General features: G+C 70.1%; 13 protein-coding genes and 1 riboswitch. Of the genes, 6 read left to right on the top strand and 7 right to left on the bottom strand.

The genetic code is table 11. The features are described from left to right. The first annotated feature begins 128 nt into the window (after window positions 1-128). Complete coding sequence (locus tag F0L17_RS09295; protein WP_155070704.1) at window positions 129-1,772, top strand: LCP family protein; 1,644 nt, start codon at window positions 129-131, stop codon at window positions 1,770-1,772. Between the two features lie 30 nt (window positions 1,773-1,802). On the opposite strand, the gene F0L17_RS09300 is transcribed toward F0L17_RS09295, so the two are convergent. Further along, window positions 1,803-2,351, bottom strand: a complete 549-nt coding sequence (locus tag F0L17_RS09300; protein WP_155070705.1) for an acyl-CoA thioesterase — start codon at window positions 2,349-2,351, stop codon at window positions 1,803-1,805. Window positions 2,352-2,554: 203 nt separating this feature from the next. On the opposite strand from F0L17_RS09300, the gene F0L17_RS09305 reads away from it, so the two are divergent. From F0L17_RS09305 to F0L17_RS09315, 3 genes are all read left to right on the top strand, one after another. After that, complete coding sequence (locus tag F0L17_RS09305; RefSeq protein WP_202917855.1) at window positions 2,555-3,787, top strand: LCP family protein; 1,233 nt, start codon at window positions 2,555-2,557, stop codon at window positions 3,785-3,787. 170 nt (window positions 3,788-3,957) lie between these two features. After that, window positions 3,958-4,374, top strand: a complete 417-nt coding sequence (locus tag F0L17_RS09310) for a hypothetical protein (protein WP_155070706.1) — start codon at window positions 3,958-3,960, stop codon at window positions 4,372-4,374. After that, window positions 4,371-7,136, top strand: coding sequence for a ParA family protein (locus F0L17_RS09315; RefSeq protein WP_155070707.1), 2,766 nt, complete (start codon window positions 4,371-4,373; stop codon window positions 7,134-7,136). Before F0L17_RS09310 ends, F0L17_RS09315 begins: the two co-directional genes overlap by 4 nt. Window positions 7,137-7,301: 165 nt before the next feature. Here the strand turns inward: F0L17_RS09315 and F0L17_RS09320 are convergent, their stop codons facing one another. Then, complete coding sequence (locus tag F0L17_RS09320; protein WP_162465989.1) at window positions 7,302-8,480, bottom strand: acyl-CoA dehydrogenase family protein; 1,179 nt, start codon at window positions 8,478-8,480, stop codon at window positions 7,302-7,304. A 171-nt stretch (window positions 8,481-8,651) separates the two neighbouring features. Here F0L17_RS09320 and F0L17_RS09325 point away from each other — a divergent pair, with 171 nt between their 5' ends. Then, entirely contained in the window at window positions 8,652-9,992 is a 1,341-nt protein-coding gene (locus tag F0L17_RS09325) for a UDP-glucose dehydrogenase family protein (protein WP_155070708.1), read from the top strand. A 49-nt stretch (window positions 9,993-10,041) separates the two neighbouring features. Here F0L17_RS09325 and F0L17_RS09330 read toward each other — a convergent pair whose 3' ends face one another. Next, entirely contained in the window at window positions 10,042-10,635 is a 594-nt protein-coding gene (locus F0L17_RS09330; RefSeq protein WP_338018020.1) for a CGNR zinc finger domain-containing protein, read from the bottom strand. A 123-nt stretch (window positions 10,636-10,758) separates the two neighbouring features. Between F0L17_RS09330 and F0L17_RS09335 the strand changes: the two genes are divergently transcribed. Then, a complete protein-coding gene (locus tag F0L17_RS09335; RefSeq protein ID WP_155070709.1) occupies window positions 10,759-11,142 on the top strand; it encodes a VOC family protein in 384 nt (127 codons plus the stop codon). Window positions 11,143-11,322: 180 nt separating this feature from the next. Here F0L17_RS09335 and F0L17_RS09340 read toward each other — a convergent pair whose 3' ends face one another. The 4 genes from F0L17_RS09340 to F0L17_RS09355 all read right to left on the bottom strand — a co-directional run bounded on the left by F0L17_RS09340 (window position 11,323) and on the right by F0L17_RS09355 (window position 16,035). After that, window positions 11,323-12,636: a transglycosylase family protein gene (locus F0L17_RS09340; protein ID WP_155070710.1), complete on the bottom strand. Its 1,314-nt coding sequence runs from the start codon at window positions 12,634-12,636 to the stop codon at window positions 11,323-11,325. 3 nt (window positions 12,637-12,639) lie between these two features. Further along, window positions 12,640-12,848: riboswitch (cyclic di-AMP (ydaO/yuaA leader) on the bottom strand. Window positions 12,849-13,131: 283 nt separating this feature from the next. Further along, window positions 13,132-14,328 carry a dipeptidase gene (locus tag F0L17_RS09345; protein ID WP_155070711.1) on the bottom strand — a complete coding sequence of 399 codons (1,197 nt, stop codon included), beginning with the start codon at window positions 14,326-14,328 and terminating at the stop codon, window positions 13,132-13,134. A gap of 1 nt (window position 14,329) precedes the next feature. Next, on the bottom strand, window positions 14,330-14,899 hold the full coding sequence (purE, locus tag F0L17_RS09350; RefSeq protein WP_155070712.1) for a 5-(carboxyamino)imidazole ribonucleotide mutase: 570 nt from the start codon (window positions 14,897-14,899) through the stop codon (window positions 14,330-14,332). Continuing rightward, entirely contained in the window at window positions 14,896-16,035 is a 1,140-nt protein-coding gene (locus tag F0L17_RS09355) for a 5-(carboxyamino)imidazole ribonucleotide synthase (RefSeq protein ID WP_162465990.1), read from the bottom strand. Before F0L17_RS09355 ends, purE begins: the two co-directional genes overlap by 4 nt. Window positions 16,036-16,109 lie beyond the last annotated feature (74 nt).

The raw sequence follows: 16,109 nt of genomic DNA on the forward strand, positions 1-16,109 counted from the left end.
CGGGTGACGCCCTCGCACGGCAGCCGGGTGGCCGCCGGCCGAGGACGGCGTGGGATCGCGGTCCGTAGATCGTATGGACTTATGTTGGCCGCTTCCTGGCCCCCACCGCCGCGGAGGTGCTTACCCCGATGCCCCTACGGTCACGGTCCCGTCAACGCGGCCGCCACGCCCGTCCCCGACCGAAGCGGCGCGGCCCGTCCCGCTGGGGAACCAGGATCGCCGGCGCCGTCTCCGCGATGGTGCTGCTGGCCGGCGGCATCGGGCACGCGGTGGTCTCCGGACTCGACGGCCGCCTGGAGCGCGTGGACCCCTTCCACGGGCTCAGCCACCGCCCCGGTGCCGGAGGCGGCACCAACTTCCTGGTCGTCGGCGTCGACGACCGCGACGACCTCACCGAGGAGCAGAAACGCAGGTACTCGCTCGGGGGCGAGCCCTGCAACTGCACCGACACGATCATGCTCGTGCACATCTCGGCCGACCGCGGCCGGGCCAGTGTCGTCAGCATCCCCCGCGACACCTACGCCGAGTTCCCCGAGCACATCGACCCGGTCACCGGCGAGCGCCGCACCGAGCACTCCGGGAAGATCAACGCCGCCTACTCCATCGGCGGCCCGGGACTCACCGTCCGCACCGTCGAGAAACTGACCGGCCTGCGCATCGACCACTACCTGGAGGTCGACTTCACCAGCTTCATGCGGACCATCGACGCCCTGGGCGGCGTCCCCGTCTGCACCCCCCGACCGCTCCGCGACGAACGCAGCGGCCTCGACCTGCCCGCCGGCACCACCCGGCTCGACGGCGGAGAGGCCCTGCGGTACGTACGGGCGCGGTACCTCGACGCCGAGGGCGACCTCGGCCGCATCAAGCGTCAACAGCGCTTCCTGGCCTCCGTCATCGGCGAGGCCACCGAGAAGGACCTCCTCACCGCCCCCACCCGGCTCGGCCGGGTCGTCTCCGCACTGCTCGGATCGGTCCGCGCCGACCGGGACTTCGGCGCCGACGATCTGCTGGCGCTCGGCCGGGCCATGCGCGGCTTCACCACGGCCTCCGCCGAGTTCGCCTCCGTCCCCCTCGACGACCCCGACCACACGGTGCCCGGTGTCGGCTCGACCGTCGTGTGGAACGACGAGGGCGCGGAGCGGCTGTTCACCGCGCTGCGCCGGGACCGCCCCCTGACTTCCGGAACGGCGAAGCGGGCCGGGCGGGAGGGGGTCGGCGGTGCCGCGGCCGATGCCAAGAACCTCGACGAGCCCCCCGGCGGGAGGCCCGAGCGGACGGAGAAGCCCCGGAAGGACGATCCCCTGCCGGTCGAGGTCGATCCCGCGAGGATCCGCGTGCGGGTCGAGAACGGCACCTCCGACGCCGCCCTCGGCGACCGGGTGGACCGCGCCCTGCGCGCCACCGGCTTCGACACCACCGGCGCCCCCCGCGCCGCGGAGCGCCGGGACGTCGAGCACACCGTCATCCGCCACGACCCCGGCTGGGACCGCTCGGCGCGCGCCCTGGCCACCGCTCTGCCCGGCGCCCGGCTGAAGGCGGTGAAGGGGCAGGGGCCGGTGCTGGAGGTCGTCCTGGGCGACGACCGTCAGGAGGTGCGCCGGGTGCGTCCCGCGCCCGCCGACGGCACGGCCCCCGCCGCGTCCTCCTCGGCCTCGGGCTCCCCGTCGCCCTCCGCGTCCCCGTCGTCGTCCCCGGACGGCGGCGGTCGCCCGGCGAAACCCGGGAGCGGCGGCGTGCGTGCCGTCACGGGCGACGAGGTCGCCTGTCCCTGACGGTCGTCCCGTCCGCCGGTCGGTCGTCCGTCAGTCGTCGATGCCCTCGGCCGCCCGCCGGTCGCGCAACTCCTTGATCGCACGGCGCCGGGCCAGCCGGTGGGTACGCCGGATCTGGGCCTCCTGCCACCGCCGCTTGTCCCGCTCGGTCTCGGGGATCACCGGCGGCACCGGTCGCGGCCTGCCGCTCTCGTCCACCGCCGTGAACACCAGGTAGGCCGAGGCGACCTGCGTCGCCGGGGCCGACTCGTTCCAGCGCTCGGCCAGCACCCGCACCCCGACCTCCATCGAGGTCCGGCCCGTCCAGTTCACCTGGGCCTTCACATGCACCAGGTCCCCCACCCGGACCGGCTCCAGGAAGACCATCTCGTCCATCGACGCCGTGACCGCCGGCCCGCCCGAGTGCCGTCCGGCCACCGCGCCCGCCGCGTCGTCGACCAACTTCATGATCACCCCGCCGTGGACGGTGCCGAGGAGGTTGGTGTCGTTGCCCGTCATGATGTGCGACAGGGTGGTCCGGGACACCGCGGTGGGCTTGCCCGGCAGATCGTGCTGGGGGGCCTGGGCCTGAGTCGTCATGTTCTCCACCCTATGCGGCCCCTCCGGTACGGAACCCCACGGCCCGCGCCCGCCGCCCGGGCGCACGGACGGCGCCCCGCCCCACCCGGTGCGCGCCCGTCCCGCCGCGAACACCGCGCAGTGCATCAGCTCTGCAACAGCCCTGCTCCGGTTCCGGCCCCCTGTCTATGGCTCGTCCACCCGGAGCGTGCACACTGCCTCCCATGACTGACTGGCCCAACGGCGGTGGCGTCGGACCGCGCCCGGACCCCACCCGTGCCATGCCGAACCCGCGACGCGGTGACCACTACGGCGGCCACGGCAACCACGACGGCCCCACCGGGTACGACGGCCGCCCCGGATACGGCGGCCCCGCCGGGTACGACTCCGGCTACAACACGGGCCAGGTGTACGCCGGCGCCGGCTACGCCGGGGGGCGCGGCGGGGACGGGAACGTCGGGTACCGCGGCCCGCGCCCCGCCCCCGACTGGGGCCGTCGGATCAAGGTGGGGTTCGTCACCCTGCTCGTCGTGCTCCTGGTGTGGTCCGTCGGCACCTACTTCTGGGCCGACTCCAAGCTGCGCCGCGAGGTCGACCTGAGCACGGTCGTCGACCGGCCCGAGAAGGGCGAGGGCACCACGTACCTGATCGTGGGCTCCGACAGCCGCGAGGGCCTGACCGCCGAGGAGCGGAAGGAACTGCACACCGGATCGGCCGCGGGGAAGCGCACCGACTCGATGATCCTGCTCCACGACGGCCCCCAGGGCGTCGTCATGATCTCCCTGCCCCGCGACTCCTGGGTCACCATCCCCGAGTTCAAGGGGTCCGAGAGCGGCAAGATGTTCCCCTCCCGCGGCGCCAACAAGCTCAACGCCTCCTACTCCATGGACGGCGCCACCCTGCTGGTCCGCACCGTCGAGTACAACACCGGCCTGCGCATAGACCACTACGCGGAGATCGGCTTCGGCGGCTTCGCCAAGATCGTGGACGCGGTCGGCGGCGTGGAGATGGACATCCCCCGCGACATCAAGGACAAGAACTCCGGCGCCGACTTCGAGAAGGGCCGTCAGACGCTGAACGGCGCCGAGGCGTTGGCCTTCGTCCGCAACCGCTACGAGGCGGGCAGCGACCTGGAGCGCACCAAGAACCAGCAGAAGTTCCTGGCCGCCCTGGCCGACCAGACCGCCACCCCCTCCACCGTCCTCAATCCCTTCAGGCTCTACCCGACGATGAGCGCGGGCCTGGACACCCTGATCGTCGACAAGGACATGGGGCTGTTCGACCTGGCCTCGATGTTCTGGGCCATGAAGGACGTCACGGGCGGCGAGGGCGTCTCGATGAACATGCCGATCGCGGGATCCGCGCCGCAGGGCTCCCTCAAGTGGGACATGGCGAAGGTCAAGACGCTCGTCGAGCAGATCAAGAACGGCGAGAAGGTCACCGTCAAGGGCGACTGAACCCCGCCGGCGCGGGAACACCTCCCGTACGGCCATGTGACGCGTGGGGCCCCGGACCGTCCGGTCCGGGGCCCCACGCGCGGCCGCTGTTGCCGGAAGAGGCGCGCCATGGAGCGATCCGTCATCCCATTCCCGCCATGTTCGCCCCCCTTCCTCTCTAAGCTGACACCATGGGAGTCGAGGTAGGGGTGGGTGACCTGATCAGAAGCTACGTGGAGCTTCGGGATGGCGCCTCCGTAAGGGATGGGTCAGCAGCACGCCTGTTACAGTTCTACAGCGTCGAATGTGGCCTAAAAGCGGCTGTTCTCGGAAAGAACGGAACCAATGGTCGCAGCACCGCCGACCTTCCCCCCGAACTGCGCACGCACGATTTGAGAGCCCTCGCCAAGGAACTCAGGCTCAGCCCTGACGCGGTGGGACGGCTGATCGGCTGCCGCCGCAGACACGGCGGTCGGAACAAGGTGGAACAGCACCAACTCCATGAGGCCTGGCGGTATGGTGCCGCACTACACAGGGATGACGAAAAAATCGCAGACACCGCGCTGAGCAGCCTCAGCGAATGGTGCCGAAAGGAGCACAAGCGGTGATCGCCGGGGAGTCCCTTCCTGCTCCGAGCCACCTCTACACCTGGGTGGATGTCGATGAGTACTTCGCCAAGCTCGCCGCACGGGACGAATGGGAGCCCTGGCTACTCGAGGTCGACGCATACTGGGACAGCGTCGAGTTCACCATTGCCGAGGGGACGGACCCCGAAACCGTGTGGGCGTGGCTCACCGAGCGGCTGGGTCCTCTCACCGTGGACATGGAAAGCCAAGTGATTCTACTGGAGTCGCTCGACAGCGGCCGCAGCGGCGATGCCCTTGAGGTCCACCTACGCACCACGGAGAAAATCACCCAGGTCACTCGGGTACCTCGATGGGGCGAGCGGCGCATCGTCCAGGAGTTGGCACAGGGACTGCCCGCTCCGCAGACAGAACAATTCCCCCACGGCGTTCGAGTCTGCGCCTTTCACTCTTTCAAAGGCGGAGTAGGTCGGACCTTGCACTGTGTCGCACTCGCCCGCGAACTGGCGGAGCGGAGAACCGACACGGCCGCTGACGGACAACGCATTCTCCTGGTCGACGCCGACCTCGAAGCACCGGGCATCAGTTGGATGATCGCTTCCCAGGGCGGAAGGCTGGATTTCGCTCTGGATGACTTCATCTCCCTGCTACACGGCTCCCCGGTCGACGACCGGAGCCACATCATCGCGCTGGCGAGGAAGTTCCTGCTCAACCAGGAGCATGGTGGAATTATCGTCCTGCCCACCACGCGGGACAGCACTCGGATCGGCCCGCCCCGAATCCAACCGGTGGATCTCCTGACACATGACCGGCCACCGTACATCCTGACGGAATCGCTGGCGGAGCTCGCCCACTCGGTGGGGGCGGACACCGTTCTGATCGACTTGAGAGCCGGCACCAGCGAACTCAGTGCACCGATCCTCTTGGACCCACGGGTACACCGCGTGTTCGTGACCACCGTCAGCGATCAGTCGGTGCAGGGCACCGTGAACATGTTGAAACACCTGGCCCACCGGGCCCCGTCCCGACGGCCGACCGACCCTTCCTGCGCCGTACTGCTCACTCAGTTCCAAGAGAAGGAACACGGGACGGAGTTGTCGGAAGCGGCAGCATCGTTGATGGAAGCGGTCGCCGGGACCATTGCTCCGCCATCGAGCTCCCACGAGGAGACCGGCGACGAGAGCACCGTTGATCGCGATGTGGCGTCCGAGCCCCTCAGCAGTCCCTTTCTCCCTCCCCTGCTCGCGCTCCCCCGGGGATGGGCCGACGTGTGCGACAGGATCGAGAGGACCGCGCTACGCTCCGTGGTGTCCGAGCTCGCGGACAGTCTGCGCCCACCGGAGCCGGCCGCTTCCATTTCGGGCTTGCAGAATTCCCAGGACGACCTTCGAGTCGTACGCGAAAAGCTCGCAGACCTGGCTCGGAGCCTTACGTATGCTGAGACCGCCCAGGTGCAGGACGGATTTCTACCGACAGAAGCCCTCACCAACCTGGTGTCGAACCACAGGACGGAGGCACCGGTGGAGATCATCGTCGGAGCCAAGGGATCCGGAAAGACCTTCACCTACCTCCGCATGTGCCGTCAGAGCACCTGGGAGGAATTCGGTGCAGCCGTCGACGTGAACAACATCGAACTCCGTGCTCCGCTGGTGCCCGTTCTGGCATCACAGAATCTTGCCGAAGAACTTCGCTCTGGAATCGACGACGTCCGGCGGTCTTCCGCCGCCAGATTGACCGGGAACGAACCGGACAGTTTCCTTTCCATCCGCGACTTGGTTACCGAAGCGCTGGACAAAAGACTGAACGAAGTGGAATGGCGCCAGGTCTGGCTAACGTGCCTGGCCCGCGCCGCCGGTCTGGACGCCACGGCCAAGACAGCCGAATCCGCACTGACGGATCTTGCCCGAGAGAAACGTGCGGTCTTCGTGATCGACGGCTTGGAGGATCTCTTCCAGGATTTCAACAGCAATCAGCAGCAGCAGCGCGCACTGAGGGCCCTGCTCACCGGTTGTCCCGAGTGGCTCCGTTCCCTGCGTGGACACCCTCTGGGTTTGGTTGTCTTTGTGCGGCGCGACCTCGTTCTGAACTCGGTCCAACAGAACGCCCAACAGTTCCTCGAACGTCACCGCGCATATGAGCTCCGGTGGAACCGGACCGAGGCGCTCCGTCTGGCTGCATGGGTGAACGAGCGAGCTGGTGCGCTGATGAACGACACGTCGGTCAGCGTTCGTTCGGCCAGTTCGAAGGAACTCTCCAAAATCCTCATCCAGGTATGGGGGCAGAAGCTCGGCTCGGACCGCTCCCGCGAAGCTCGCTCCGAGGAGTGGTTCCTGGCTGCGCTCTCCGACTTCAATCTGCAGATCCAGGCGAGAGACATCGTCTACTTCTTGGCCGAGGCCGCCAGTAATTCGGCCGGCGATGAGAAGACCGGAAGGTGGTCGGATCGTTTGCTTACTCCTTCGGCCATGCGCAGGGCGCTACCACAGTGCAGCCGGGAGAAGATCTTCGCGATGGCGCAGGAGAACGAACCCGTGGACGCTGTCTTCAGACACCTCCAGGAGTTGCCCGAAGAGATCCGCAAGGTTCCTTTCACCCTCGATTCGGTCCGTCTGACCTCAGCACAGGCTCGTCTCCTTGAGGCCAACGGTGTCCTTTTCAGAGAGAAGGACCAGTACTGGATTCCTGAGATCTACCGGCACGGACTCGGTTTCGGTGTCAGCAATGTCGGCCGACCGAGAGTCGTATCGATCACCAAACTGATCCGCGACCGGAGCGACAGCGTCTGAGTACAGCCTCGTTGTTCCTTCCGGCCTCCTCCAAACCACCCATAACCCCACGCCGGCAGGGAAGATCGAACGGGCCCACAGAAGCGGAAGACGTCGGGGGCGCCCCGAAGGGCGCCCCCGAGTCGCGGTTGCGGCGCCGAGCCGACCGAACGCCGCCCTCCGGCCTTACGGCAGGTTGCGGGCCATCACGATCCGCTGGACCTGGTTGGTGCCCTCGTAGATCTGGGTGATCTTGGCGTCGCGCATCATGCGCTCGACCGGGTAGTCGCGGGTGTAGCCGTAGCCGCCCAGCAGCTGGACGGCGTCGGTGGTGATCTCCATGGCGGCGTCCGAGGCGTAGCACTTGGCGGCGGCGCCGTAGAAGGTCAGGTCCTCCGCCTTGCCGTCGGCGCCGAGGGTCACGCGCTCGGAGCGGGCCGCGGCGGCGTAGGTGAGCTGACGGGCGGCCTCCAGCTTCATCGCCATGTCGGCGAGCATGAACTGGACGCCCTGGAAGTCGCCGATCGGCTTGCCGAACTGCTTGCGCTCGGCGACGTAGCCCTTGGCGTAGTCCAGCGCGCCCTGGGCGATGCCGATGGCCTGGGCCGCGATGGTGATGCGGGTGTGGTCCAGGGTCTTCATGGCGGTGGCGAAGCCGGTGCCCTCCTCGCCGATCATGCGGTCGGCGGGGATGCGGACGTTGTCGAAGTAGACCTCGCGGGTCGGGGAGCCCTTGATGCCGAGCTTCTTCTCCGGGGCGCCGAAGGAGACTCCCTCGTCGCCCTTCTCCACGACGAAGGCCGAGATGCCCTTGGAGCGCTTCTCGGGGTCGGTGACGGCCATCACCGTGTAGTACTCGCTGACGCCGGCGTTGGTGATCCAGCGCTTGACGCCGTTGAGGATCCAGTGGTCGCCGTCGCGCACCGCGCGGGTCTTCATGCCGGCCGCGTCCGAGCCGGCCTCGGGCTCGGACAGGCAGTAGGAGAACATCGCGTCGCCCTTGGCGAGGGGGGTGAGGTACTTGCGCTTGAGCTCCTCGGAGCCGGAGAGGATCACCGGCAGCGAGCCGAGCTTGTTGACCGCCGGGATCAGGGAGGAGGAGGCGCACACCCGGGCGACCTCCTCGATCACGATGACGGTGGCCAGCGCGTCGGCACCGCCGCCGCCGTAGGTCTCGGGCACGTGGACGGCGTGCAGGTCGTTGGCCACCAGGGCGTCCAGCGCCTCCTGGGGGAAGCGGCCCTGCTCGTCCACCTCGGCGGCGAAGGGCGCGATCTTCGCCTCGGCGAGCGAGCGCACCGATTCGCGGAGCATCTCGTGCTCCTCGGCCGGCCGGTAGAGGTCGAAGTCGGTCGATCCCGCCACGGTGTCTCAACTCCCTGGGTGCGGTACTGCTAACTACCGTTAAGTAACACAATTCTAGTGGCCCGGCCCGTCCGCGGGTACATGAGTTTGCCGACACCGGCGGCCGGAGCGGGCGGGCGACGGCCGGATATGCTCGCGGACAGTACCCCGCCCGTACCACAGGAGCACTCCATGGCCCTCAGGATCACCGTGATCGGCACCGGCTACCTCGGCGCGACGCACGCCGCCGCCATGGCCGAGCTGGGGTTCGAGGTGCTGGGCCTGGACGTGGTGGCCGAGAAGGTGGAGACGCTGTCGGCCGGACGAGTGCCCTTCTACGAACCGGGGCTGGAGGAGCTGCTGCGCCGCCACGTCGCCGGGGTGGCCGGCTCGACGGGACGGCTGCGCTTCACCACCTCCTGGGAGGAGGTGGGGACGTTCGGCGACGTCCACTTCGTCTGTGTGAACACGCCGCAGAAGCAGGGCGAGTACGCGTGCGACATGTCCTACGTGGACCGCGCCGTCGACTCGCTCGCCCCCCACCTGACGCGCCCGGCACTGGTGGTGGGCAAGTCGACGGTGCCGGTGGGCAGCGCGGAGAGGTTGGCGCGGCGGCTGACGGAGCTGGCCCCGGCGGGCGAGGCGGCCGAACTGGCCTGGAATCCGGAGTTCCTGCGCGAGGGCTTCGCCATCGAGGACACCCTCCGCCCGGACCGGATCGTGGTGGGAGTGCGCTCGGAGCGCGCCGAGGAACTGCTGCGCGAGGTCTACGCGAAGCCGATCGCGGAGGGCTCGCCGTTCGTGGTGACGGACTTCCCGACGGCCGAGCTGGTGAAGACGGCCGCGAACTCCTTCCTGGCGACCAAGATCTCGTTCATCAACGCCATGGCGGAGGTCTGCGAGACCGCGGGCGGCGACGTGGTGAAGCTGGCGGAGGCGCTCGGTCACGACGACCGGATCGGCCGGAAGTTCCTGCGGGCCGGGATCGGTTTCGGCGGTGGCTGCCTGCCGAAGGACATCCGGGCGTTCATGGCGCGGGCCGGCGAGTTGGGCGCGGACCAGGCGCTGACGTTCCTGCGGGAGGTCGACTCGATCAACATGCGCCGCCGCTCCCACATGGTGGACCTGGCCCGCGAGACGGTCGGCGGCGCGTTCCTCGGGCAACGGGTGGCGGTGCTGGGCGCGACGTTCAAACCGGACTCCGACGACGTGCGCGACTCGCCGGCGTTGAACGTGGCCGGGCAGATCCACCTCCAGGGCGGCCAGGTGACGGTGTACGACCCGAAGGGGATGGAGAACGCCCGCCGGGTCTTCCCCACGCTGGGGTACGCCGAGAGCGCGCTGGACGCGGTGCGCGGCGCGGACGTGGTGCTGCACCTGACGGAGTGGCGGGAGTTCCGGGAGCTGGACCCGCAGGTGCTGGGCGAGGCGGTGGCCCGGCGGCGCGTCCTCGACGGCCGCAACACCCTGGATCCGGTGCTGTGGCGCAAGGCGGGCTGGTCGTTCCGGGCGTTGGGGCGGCCGACGGCGTAGGGCCGGCGGTTCCGCGCGCTCCGGGCCCGTGGCGCGCGGTGCCGGCCGGTCATGTCCTCCCGGGGGTTCCTGACCCACCGCGTGCGCCGGACGTCCGTCGTGCGCGGTAGGCCCTCATCTTCGCCCGGCTTCCGCAGACGGCCATGTCGCACCAGCGCCGGCGGCCGGCGGGGCTGCGGTCGTAGTAGGCCCACCGGCAGTCGGGTGCCTCGCAGACCTTGAGGCGCCGCCAGGTGCCGTCGGAGGCCGCGACGGCGACGGCCGCCGCGATCCGCGCGGTCAGGGCGGGGACGTCGGTGAGTCCGTCGGCGGGGGCGAGCGTCGCCGTTCCCTCCTCGTCGAGGGTGAGCGTGAGGGGGGCGCGGCGCAGCACCGCGTCCAGTTCGGCCAGGGCCTCCTCGGGCACCGGTGTGCCGGTGTGGGCCAGGCAGGCGGCGCGCAGCCCCTCGCGCAGTCGGACGATGTCCGGAAGATTCCGTTTGACCGCCTCCGGTTCGGTCAACCCGTGGCGGTGCGCGAACGCGGCGAGGCCGGCCGTGGTGGCGAGCGCGTCGGCGCCCGTCTCCACGTCCAGGGTGTTGATCAGGTCCCGCACCGGACGGAGCCCCGGCGGCGTGGGATCCCGGTCGTCGGACTGCTCCACTCCCGCAACGTTACCGGTCTTGCCGTGTTACCGGTATCACGCCATCATGGGGTAACTCGTTACCTGTTGAGCCGGTAAAGCGGTAACGAGCCTCGGGAACCGCTGCCGCAGGGAGAGGACACCATGCCCATCAACACGCTTCGGTCCGTCGTCGTTCTGGACTGTCCGGCCCCCGGAAGGCTCGCCGACTTCTACGCCCGGATGCTGGGCGGGCGGGTGGAGGGCGAGGGCCGCTGGGTGGAGGTGACGTTCGACTCGGGCGCCCTGGCAGGCCGGAGGCTGGCCTTCCAGGAGGCCGAGGGACACGTGCCGCCGCAGTGGCCGAGCGCCGAGCGGTCCCAGCAGTTCCACCTCGACTTCTACGTGCCGCGGGAGGAACTGGACGCCGCCGAACGCGAGGTGCTGGGGCTCGGGGCGGAGCTCGTCGAGGGCGACGACGACGGCAAGCGCGGCTTCCGGGTCTACCTGGATCCGGCGGGCCACCCCTTCTGCCTCTGCGTCGACTGACCCGCGGCGGGGCTCCACCGCGGCCACGGGATCGGGCGCGGAAACGGGACGAGGCGGGTGGGGTGGGGGCGCGTACGCGCCCCCCCACCCGCCTCTCGCTGTCCCGGAAAGGGGGTCACGGGTCACCCGGCCCGTGGTGTTCCGGGCCGGGTGGTGCCGTGGCCGGTGGTCCGGTCCGACTCAGATGGCGACGCCGTTGGCCCGCAGGTAGGCCAGCGGGTCGATGTCGGAGCCGTAGCCGGGGGCGGTGCGCACCTCGAAGTGCAGGTGCGGACCGGTGCTGTTGCCGGTGGAGCCGACCGCGCCGATCTGCTGACCGACGGCGACCCGCTGGCCGGCGTTGACCGAGATCGAGGACAGGTGGCCGTACTGGCTGTAGCGGCCGTCGTCGTGACGGATGACGACCTGGTTGCCGTACGCGCCACCCCAGCCGGCGGAGACCACGGTGCCGTTGGTGACGGCCTTCACCGGGGTGCCGGAGCCGGCGGGGAAGTCCTCACCGGTGTGGCCGTTGGACCAGCGGGCGCCCGAGGCCTTGTAGGAGCCGGACGGGGCGGCGTTCACCGGGGCGGTGTAGCCGGTGGAGACACCGGTGGAGACGTTGTCGCTCCGGTCGGAGCGGTCGGCACGCTCGGCCGGCGCCTCGGCCTTGGGCTCGGCCTTCTTCTCGGTCTTCTCGGTCTTCTCGGTCTTCTCGACCTTGGGCTCGGCCTTGGGCTCGGGCTTGGCGGCCTTGGGCTCGGGCTTGGCGGCGGCCTTCTGCTGGGTGGAGACGCCACCCAGGGTCAGCTCCTGGCCCGGGTAGATCAGGTCGGGGTTGCCGCCGATGACCTGGCGGTTGTCCTCGTAGATCCGCTGCCAGCCGCCGTCGACGCCCTGGGCGGTGGCGATCTTGAAGAGGGTGTCGCCGCCGACGACCTCGTAGGAGGTGCCCTCGCTCGACTTCGGCGCGGCCTCGGGCTCCGCCTTCTCCTCGGTCTTCTCGACCTTGGGCTCGGCCTTCTTCTCGGCCTTGGGCTCGGCCTTCTCGGCGCGGTCCGCGCGCTGCGGCGCGGCCTGCTCCCGCTGCTCGGTCGGGTTGCTCTCGCCGTCGGGGGAGACGGCCGGGGCCGGACCGCCCTTGGTCAGACCGGCCTTGACCGAGCAGACCGGCCAGGCGCCCGGGCCCTGACCCGCCAGCACCTTCTCGGCGATGGCTATCTGCTGGTCCTTGGTGGCGAGGTCGGCGCGCGGCGCGTACTCGGTGCCGCCGAAGGCGGCCCAGGTGCTCTGCGTGAACTGCAGGCCGCCGTAGAAACCGTTGCCGGTGTTGATGCTCCAGTTGCCCGTGCTCTCACACTGGGCGACCTTCTCCCAGGTGTCGACGGAGGCCGCGTTGGCGTTGCCGGTGGCGATCAAGGGGAGGGCCACGCCGGCGCCGCCCACGGAGATGGCCAGGGACAGGCGGGTGAGGCGGCTGTTGCGTACTCGACGGTGACGTCCGCGTGCGGACATGGGTGTGCTCCTCTCCTACGCCTGCGAGGTGAGCTGTCGGGTTCGGGCTGGAGTTGCCCGGCCATGCGGGCCGCGGCGCTGGGCCGCGACATGGCTTCACCCCAAGCCGTCCGTGGGTTCACGGTCCGGCACTTACCTTGGGTCCCCCGCTCCTGCCATCGGTGGTGTGGATGGTCCAGCCCGCCGCCGTTGACAGGATTCGGCGTTCGACAGCGGGCCGCCGCACGTTCGTACGGCGCGGCCAGAACGGTAAACACATCGTTTCCGCCGCAACAAGCCGATGGGTCACATGACGCCCGTTTCGGCGGCTTTGAGTTCCCCGCCTCCGTCACCCACCGTGCCGCACACACTCCCCTGAGTGCTTTTCTCCGTTCCTGACGGGGTGTCACGCTCCTTCGTGAGCAGCGACGATGACGCGAACGGACTACCGGCCACACGGAGAGCGATGCCCCCGGAAGGCCGTCCCGTGAGGTGCGTCACGAGACGGCCCCGAAGTCAGCCGTCGAGCTCCCCGATGGTGGCGATGGACGGACCGCGACGGGCCCGCTCGTCACGAGCGACGTCCTCCGCGTCACGGAGCACCCGCACCGCGTTCTTCCAGGTGAGCCTGGCCAGATCGGCCTCGGACCAGCGACGGTCGAGCAACTCCGCCACCAGATTCGGATAACCGGACACATCGCTCAGATCGGACGGCGTGAAGGCCGTTCCGTCGAAGTCGCCGCCGATGCCGACATGGTCGATGCCGGCGACCTCGCGCATGTGGTCCAGGTGGTCGGCGACCGTCGCCGCCGTGGCCTCGGGGCGCGGGTTGGCCTCCTCGAAGGCCCGTTGGACCGCGCGCCCCCGCTCGGTGCCGTCCAGCGGGTGGAGGCCGTGGGCGCGCATGTTCTCGTCGGCGGCCGCCGTCCAGGCGACGGCGGCGGGCAGGACGAACTTGGGCACGAAAGTGGCCATCGCCACACCGCCGTTGGCCGAGAGAGCCTCCAGCACGTCGTCGGGGACGTTGCGCGGGTGGTCGCACACGGCACGGGCGGAGGAGTGTGAGAAGACCACGGGCGCCGTGGAGACCCGCAGCGCGTCGCGCATGGTGGCGGGCGCCACATGGGAGAGGTCCACCAGCATCCCCAGCCGGTTCATCTCCCGCACGACCTCCTCGCCGAAGCGGGTCAACCCGTCGTGGCGCGGGGCGTCGGTGGCCGAGTCCGCCCAGTCGATGGTGTCGTTGTGGGTGAGCGTCATGTAGCGCACGCCCAGGCGGTACAGGGCGCGCAGCGTGGCGAGGGAGTTGTTGATGGAGTGGCCGCCCTCGGCGCCCATCAGCGAGGCGATGCGGCCCTCGCTCCGCGCGGCCTCCACGTCGTCGGCGGTGAAGGCGAGCCGCAGGTCGTCCGGGTGGCGGTCGGCCAGCCGCCGCACCACGTCGATCTGCTCCAGGCAGGCGCTGACGGCGGCGTCGCCGCTCAGGTCGGTGCGCACGTAGACGGACCAGAACTGCGCCCCCACCCCGCCGGCGCGCAGCCGCGGGATGTCGGTGTGCAGGTGGGCCGACTGGTCGCCGGCGATGTCCCGGCGGTCGAGGTCGTAGGCGACCTGCTCGCGCAGGGCCCACGGCAGGTCGTTGTGGCCGTCGACCACGGGGTGGACGGCCAGCAGCTCCCGGGCCCGCTCCAGCAACTCCGCGGAGTGGGCCATCTCACTTGCCCCCGAAGCCGAACCCCGCGCCGCCCGCGGCGACCTTCGCCCGCAGCCGTCGGCCCTTCTCCTCCGCCTGCTCCCTCAACTTCGCCTGGAACTCCTCCATCCGCTCACGCAGCGCCTCGTCGTGGGCCGCGAGCACGCGGACGGCGAGCAGCCCGGCGTTGCGGGCGCCGCCCACCGAGACCGTGGCGACGGGCACCCCGGCGGGCATCTGCGCGATGGACAGCAGGGAGTCCATCCCGTCCAGGTGCTCCAACGGCACCGGGACGCCGATCACCGGCAGCGGGGTGACGGAGGCGAGCATGCCCGGCAGGTGGGCCGCTCCCCCGGCACCCGCGATGACCACCTTCAGGCCGCGTCCGGCGGCGCGGTCGCCGTAGGCGATCATCTCGTGCGGCATCCGGTGCGCGGAGACCACGTCGACCTCGTAGGGGACCTCGAACTCGTCCAGGGCCTCGGCCGCGGCCTCCATGACGGGCCAGTCGGAGTCGGAGCCCATCACGACGCCCACGGCGGGGCGGGAGCTCGTGGCGGGGGCGGAGTCGGAACGGGGGGCGTTGCTCATTCTGTGATGGTCCCTCGCAGGTAGGCGGCGGCGTGGGCGGCGCGCTCGCGGACGTCCGCCAGATCGTCGCCGTAGGTGGTGACGTGGCCCACCTTGCGGCCGGGCTTCACGTCCTTGCCGTACATGTGGATCTTCAGCCGCGGGTCGCGGGCCATGCAGTGCGGGTAGCCCTGGTACATGTCGGGGAAGTCGCCGCCGAGCACGTTGACCATCACCGTCCACGGGGCGCGCGGACGCGGGTCGCCGAGCGGGAGGTCGAGGACGGCCCGCAGGTGGTTGGCGAACTGGGAGGTGACGGCGCCGTCCTGGGTCCAGTGGCCGCTGTTGTGGGGCCGCATGGCCAGCTCGTTGACCAGGACCCGGCCGTCGCCGGTCTCGAACAGCTCGACCGCCAGGTGCCCGACGACGTCCAGCTCCTTGGCGATCGTCAGCGCCATCTCCTGGGCGTGGGCGGACAGCTCGGGCGACAGGTCGGGCGCCGGGGCGATCACGGTGTCACAGACGCCGTTCACCTGGACGGACTCCACCACCGGGTACGCCACGGCCTGGCCGTGCGGGGAACGGACCACGTTGGCGGCCAGCTCGCGGACGAAGTCGACCTTCTCCTCGGCCAGCACCGGCACCCCCGCCCGGAACGGGTCGGCCGCCTCCTCCTCGGAGCGCACCACCCACACGCCCTTGCCGTCGTAGCCGCCGCGGACGGTCTTGAGGACGATCGGCCGGCCGCCGATCTCCGCCGCGAACCGGGCCGCGTCGGCCGGGTCGGTCACGACGCGGTGTCGGGGGCAGGGCACACCGATCTCGGTGAGCCTCGCCCGCATCACGCCCTTGTCCTGGGCGTGCACCAGCGCGTCGGGGCCGGGCCGCACCACGACGCCCTCCGCCTGGAGTGCCCGCAGGTGCTCGGTGGGGACGTGCTCGTGGTCGAAGGTGATCACGTCGCAGCCGCGGGCGAAGTCACGCAGCGTGTCCAGATCGCGGTGGTCGCCGACGACGACGTCGCGCACGACCTGTGCCGCGGAGTCCCGAGGCGCCCCGCTGAGCAGTTTGAACCCGATTCCGAGGGGGATGCCCGCCTCGTGGGTCATCCGCGCGAGCTGACCGCCGCCGACCATGCCGATCACAGGAAATGTCACGGTCGTAGCCTATCCGCCGCTCCGCGGGTACCCCGTACGGCGTAGGGGCGTGGTTAGCATGACCGGAACGGGGA

The sequence above is a fragment of the Streptomyces taklimakanensis genome, assembly GCF_009709575.1.
Taxonomy (GTDB): Bacteria; Actinomycetota; Actinomycetes; order Streptomycetales; family Streptomycetaceae; genus Streptomyces; species Streptomyces taklimakanensis.